Below are 5,124 nucleotides of genomic sequence, written 5' to 3' on the forward strand. Positions count from 1 at the left end.
AGGAGGGGTTCCTGAAGTAGTCGGGAAAGTGACGCCTGTCAGAGACGAGCACGGTCATCGAGACGGCTCTAGGTGAAGTTAATCGTGCGCGTGGTTGCGAACTTTCTTGAGAGCGAGAAAAGAGATGGGACTACTGACTCGACAGCAAGCGGCCGATCTGATGGATGTCCCTGTTTCATGGGTCGATGCGTTTTTACAGTTTGGCTCGCTAGAACGCTACGAAGGACCGAACGGAGAGACTCTGGTCGATGCCGACGAGATCCTGTTGAAACGTTTTGCGGCAACCCGACATGAAGAGGTTTCCCTTGCTCACGTCCGCAGCATGCTGAAAAAGCTTGGCGTGGGCCACCCAGAGGCAAGCGATTAGGGAAACGCTGATTTATCCCCCCTTCCCGATGTCGACCCGACCTGGGATAATGCCGGAGACCATCCAGCCGAGGGGGAGACTGCCATGCAGTCGAGCTGTCCCGAACTCGAGCATGCCGCGAAGAAGAAACAGACGCGCCGGGACCGTTTTCTGGCGCAACTCGAGGCAGTGACGCCCTAGAAAGCGCTAGTGGCGACGCTTGATCCGTTCTACCCCAAGAATGAAGGGCCTGGCCGGCCGACGATCGGGCTGGAGCGCATGCTTCGGATGTACGTGGTACAGAACTGTTTCGGGCTGTCCGACGAGGGAACCGAAGACGCGATCTGCGACAGCCAGGCGATTCGCCGCTTCGTGGGCATCGACCCGAGCCGGGAAGCGGCACCTGATGCCACGACACTGCTCAAGTGTCGCCCGCTACTCAAGCCCCATCAGCTCACCTAGCGAGTGTCCGCGCCAAGGTCGAACACCCCTTTCAAGTGGTGAAGAACCTCTTTCGTCATCGCAAGACCCGCTATCGGGGCTTGGCCAAGAACACTGCCCAGCTCTTCACCCTCTTTGCGCTGGCCAATCTGGTGCTTGCGCGACGCTGGCTTTTGGCACCAGACAGCCAAATTGCGTCCTGAACCAAGGCGCAAGGGGGTTATTCAACACCCAGACGAGGATCAGGTCCCGAGGAATGAGCATCGGGGTGTTGGTTCAGCAGTTCTCTAAAGGACGGCTCTGGTATGCAGAGCGACACAACCGCCAGAGAACCGCCAGTAGCAGGCGCCAAACGCTACATCCCCAGAAGGCTTTTCAGTAAACCGCCACTGCACCGTTAGTAACCAACGCGCGGTTCTTCTCTTTGCGCGACCATATCGGCGAGTAAACTTCCAGAGAACCGTCAGTACTACGCAACGCATGCCACACAAACCGGCCCATGTTAACTTGAATAATGTTGTATGTTGTAACCGAAGCCCTTGTGCTCAAACTCAAGGAGCAGGTGGGGGAGAACGAGGCGCGGATCGAGGAGTTGCGGCAGGAAAACCAGCGCCTGCATGATCTGTTGCGTCAGATGGCTTCCGGCCGGACAGAAAGCGATCGACAACAGCCTTGAACTGATCAATCGACCGGCACACGGCAACGAGGTAACCGGCTTGCTCCAGCCGGTCGAGCCACGCGGCCTGGGCTGGCGAGAGCCGCCCGGTAGGAGACTTTAGTTCCACCGCGAGGCCGGACCAGTTGCCGCTGGGAATCGGCAGCAGGAGATCGGGCACGCCGGGCCGCACACCCATCGCCTTTAGCCGTCCCGCCTCTCCCTTCGGGCGCTTCCCGCCATTTGGAACGTGCAGCATCCATTGCAGAATGGGATGGCGGCTGCTGAGCCACGCAAGCAGCTCGACGCAGGCCTTGTGCAACGATTCTTCGTCGCGGACAAGGCGGCGCCGTGGGCTGGAATGCCTTCTGCTAATGGCCGACCGGCACATAGCCGTGCCTTTCCCGCACGCACATGATCCGGCGCACTTCTCTCAGTGCATCCTCTTCGCGCTCGAACACCTGGCGTTTCATCCCTCCCCGACGGTTGTAGAGTCCGTACCAGCGCCGATACAGCACGAAGGACCCGAACAGGTCGAGTTCCAGCCACATGGTATAGCCGCGCCGGTCGGTCCTGTACTCAAGTAACATGCGATGACTTCAGGCATTCGACGGCCAGTTCAACCTGCTCCTCCCCAATCTCGCGCCACATCTTCCCGTTGGGCGCTCTGCGGTTCCACGCCATGCCGGAAGTGTGCGGCATGGGAACGGCGAAAACTCCGTCCAGCATGCCGTGCAGCAACCGGATCGCATGTCGCAGGGTCGGGAGCGCATCCTTGGCGAGCAGAACCGGAGACTTTCTGGATCGCTCGATGTGCCAGTACAGCGGCCCTGGGCCAAGGAACACTTCCGTCGCCATGCTTCCGACCAGCAACAGAACCTTGGGGCGGTTCCTGAGCAGGAAAATCGATAGCCATAGCAGGCAGTTATCGGTCTCATGTTTGTACGGTTTGCGGTTGTCTTTCGGGCGGCAGCGGACGATGTTGGCTACACCGTAGTCCCGGTTGCGTTCGATTCCATGTTGCACCAGCAAGGCATCGAGGGTGCGGCCGGCTCGTCCGACAAATCCTTCGCCGATGTCATCCTCTTCCATGCCCGGAGCCTCGCCGATGGCGAGCAGGCCGCCTGGCGGGCAAGGCGTCGGGAAGACGATCTGGGTACGGCTTGCCACGAGCTCTGGGCACAGCCGGCACTCATGCTCTCGCGTCGATTTCGGTCCAAAGTTGTTCATCGTCCGTCTCCGTGTAGATGCTGGTGGTCGCCAAGCTAGCGTGCCCCAGAAGCTTTTGCACCAGATTCACTGGCACCCCGCTCGATGCAAGATGCGCACCGCACGTATGCCGCAGCCAATGAACGCTGGCTCGGCGGAATGCCTTGGCTTCTTGGTCCCTGCCATCTGCGACCAAGCTTTCGGCCGCTCGATGGAATACCGTCCGCAACGACTTGTACAAGGCGCTTCCCGACAACGGCTCTTGGCTGCTCAGCCGGGAAATCAACGGCGTCTCGGGCGGATTGGCGAGCGGATCGGGATCGAGGCCGCGGTATGCAAGGTATTCCCGGAGGCGATCCATGACCCTGTTTGGTAAAGGTACGGCCCGCCACTTGCCGCCTTTGCCAAGCACCTTGAGCATCCAGCGAACGCCAAGACCTTCCTTGAGCGGCATGGTATAGAGCCGACCGATGCTCGAATCCACCAGTTCGGATAGGCGCAAGCCTGTGGCCTGGGCAAAGGGCAACACGAATCGCAGCCGGGATGTCGCATCGTCGGCAGGCAAGGCGTCGAGGAACGTCATCAGGTAGTCCCACTGGCCGGTCGAGAACACCCGCGTCAATTCCACGTCATTGGGCGTGTCCGTGCGTGCGGCCGGCTTCCGGCCCACGGCGTCCCAAGGATTGAAAATACAATACTGGACACGAACCATCCACTCGAACATGCTCGACAGGATCGTCAACGCCTGCCGGACACTCGCGGCGGACAGAGGGCCGTCGAATGGTCGCCAGTTCGGGCTGAAACGGTGTGTGTTTCGCTTGCCGATCCATTCGCTTTGAGGAATCCGAAAGGGCCACTGCTCAGGGTTCGTCCGTCCAAGACTGGACAGCCAGTCCCGATAGAGTGCGCAGTCATCGACGGTGAGATCTGAGAGTGCCTTGCCGCGCTCGATCACGGCCCAGAGAAGGAGCCGTTCGGCTTCCTTGCGGTAGGCTCTTGATGTGTGCGGGCTGCCCGATTTCGTGGCAAGCCAGGACTCGATGGCCTTTTGGTCGTTGTCCGCCCGAATGCGGGGGGAGCCTGGATGTCTGTTGGACCCGGTTTCGCCAGACAACATCTGCGGTGCCGCGAATGCCTCGATGGGTACGATGGCGGTTTCCCGAGGTCGCGCTCGAACCAACGATGGTGCATGTTGGCTGCGGATGGGTGTCATCGCATGTTCTGGCAACGCCCCCAAGGCCGACTCATATCCTTGCAGCCAGGCGACGATCCGGGAGGCTCCTTTTTCGCCCAACTTCGGCACGGTGACCCACCAGCGATAGCCGCGATCCCGGATTCGCTCCATCAAGGCTCCGATGGTCGGGATGCCGGCAAGAACGAGCCGATTCGCCACCTGCTTGTCGAACCAGGCGGATACCGGATCGGCAGGATTTGGATCGGTGACAAGCAGGTCTTCGATCCAGACGAGGGCTGCGAGTTGACGTTCGATCAAGCGCTGGCGCTGACGGCCTCGCTTGTCGCGGGCTTCGGGAAACGTTTCGAGATAGAGCTGGATCAGCTCCTCCTCATCGTAGAAGCCGTCAGGATCGTGTTCGGCGCGGAAGTCCTCCAATGAGGGAATGGCATGCGCTTTCTGAATGGGTTCGGCTGCCAAGTGCAAGCGCAGTAAGCGGGCTTCGCCGCGCCGGCCATGGCGCAGGGCAGCCTGGCTCAGAGTATCCCGCAACCAGGTGAGCGTAGATTTGGCGCGCCGCAAGTCGAGCCCTGTCTCGAGATAGCGGTCGGCCAGATCCCTGAGATCGAGGCCCTGCAACCACCCACGATAGAAAGCGAGGTGATGTCGACCGATCTTTTTGGTCACACCTCATCCCCTAGCGACTTTGCGAAACGCAGCGCTCGACTCGAGGCCTGCGCATCCTGTTGTGCAACTTCTGTCTGGGTAGGTTGGTCGATGGCCGGCTTACCGGAGATTCCACCGCTAATGGCAGCGATCCCGAGCGTTGCGAGCGTTCGGACACGCTCGGCCCGCAGTCTGGCCGGAACGTCCTTCAATGCCGCAAAAAGCTCAGGACTGGCCTGGGTCACGGTAAGAACGATCCGAATGCCGCTCACAAAGCCGCCCCCATCAACCAGAATCCACGAGCGTTGGAGAACACCGGATCCGCCGGCGTAACTACGGACAGCCGTGGAAAGGCGGCCTGCACCGCGTCGCGGAAGAACATGGCACCACCCCCAACGAGGACCACGAGGTCGACCATCGTGCTTTCCGTGCGCAGCGACTTCTGGATGGATTCGACGACGACCGGGCCGACCGTCTTCGTGGCCTGCTCGATGTAGGGGGCTATCTCGACGCGCTGACCGAGCACCAGAACGGTCGGTTTGCCTGAGCGGATGGCGTTTTCGAGAGTCTCAGTATTGACCGCCGTGCCGTGATCCTTGGCAATGGTTGTGCAACCTTTTTTCTGTAAATTTC

The 5,124-nt window shown here is 60.3% G+C and carries 5 protein-coding genes and 3 pseudogenes; 3 read left to right on the plus strand and 5 right to left on the minus strand.

What is annotated here, in order from left to right; translation table 11 throughout:
- Positions 1–124 precede the first annotated feature (124 nt).
- The 3 genes and pseudogenes from OA56_RS09485 to OA56_RS09495 all read left to right on the plus strand — a co-directional run bounded on the left by OA56_RS09485 (position 125) and on the right by OA56_RS09495 (position 1,463).
- A complete protein-coding gene (locus tag OA56_RS09485; protein WP_461584933.1) occupies positions 125–367 on the plus strand; it encodes a hypothetical protein in 243 nt (80 codons plus the stop codon).
- A gap of 84 nt (positions 368–451) precedes the next feature.
- Positions 452–990: pseudogene (locus OA56_RS09490) on the plus strand (transposase).
- A gap of 338 nt (positions 991–1,328) precedes the next feature.
- The gene (locus OA56_RS09495) at positions 1,329–1,463 is read left to right on the plus strand and encodes a hypothetical protein (protein WP_461584939.1); all 135 of its coding nucleotides are present in this window, start codon (positions 1,329–1,331) and stop codon (positions 1,461–1,463) included.
- Positions 1,464–1,485: 22 nt separating this feature from the next.
- Here the strand turns inward: OA56_RS09495 and OA56_RS09500 are convergent.
- The 5 genes and pseudogenes from OA56_RS09500 to OA56_RS09520 form a co-directional block, all read right to left on the minus strand.
- Positions 1,486–1,833: pseudogene (locus tag OA56_RS09500) on the minus strand (VRR-NUC domain-containing protein); the annotation flags it as partial.
- Complete coding sequence (locus OA56_RS09505; protein WP_461584935.1) at positions 1,814–2,032, minus strand: WGR domain-containing protein; 219 nt, start codon at positions 2,030–2,032, stop codon at positions 1,814–1,816. The pseudogene OA56_RS09500 and the gene OA56_RS09505, both read right to left, overlap by 20 nt.
- Positions 2,022–2,672: a uracil-DNA glycosylase gene (locus OA56_RS09510; protein ID WP_461584937.1), complete on the minus strand. Its 651-nt coding sequence runs from the start codon at positions 2,670–2,672 to the stop codon at positions 2,022–2,024. Before OA56_RS09510 ends, OA56_RS09505 begins: the two co-directional genes overlap by 11 nt.
- Positions 2,635–4,512, minus strand: coding sequence for a tyrosine-type recombinase/integrase (locus OA56_RS09515; RefSeq protein WP_141054891.1), 1,878 nt, complete (start codon positions 4,510–4,512; stop codon positions 2,635–2,637). The genes OA56_RS09510 and OA56_RS09515 overlap by 38 nt, the downstream gene beginning before the upstream one ends.
- A gap of 247 nt (positions 4,513–4,759) precedes the next feature.
- Positions 4,760–5,124: pseudogene (locus tag OA56_RS09520) on the minus strand (ParM/StbA family protein); the annotation flags it as partial.

It is taken from the genome of Tepidiphilus sp. HLB4, from assembly GCF_054823945.1.

Coding starts and splice junctions, on each gene's coding strand:
- OA56_RS09485 (WP_461584933.1), top strand. CDS start 125: ATGGGACTACTGACTCGACAGCAAGCGGCCGATCTGATGGATGTCCCT.
- OA56_RS09505 (WP_461584935.1), bottom strand. CDS start 2,032: ATGTTACTTGAGTACAGGACCGACCGGCGCGGCTATACCATGTGGCTG.
- OA56_RS09510 (WP_461584937.1), bottom strand. CDS start 2,672: ATGAACAACTTTGGACCGAAATCGACGCGAGAGCATGAGTGCCGGCTG.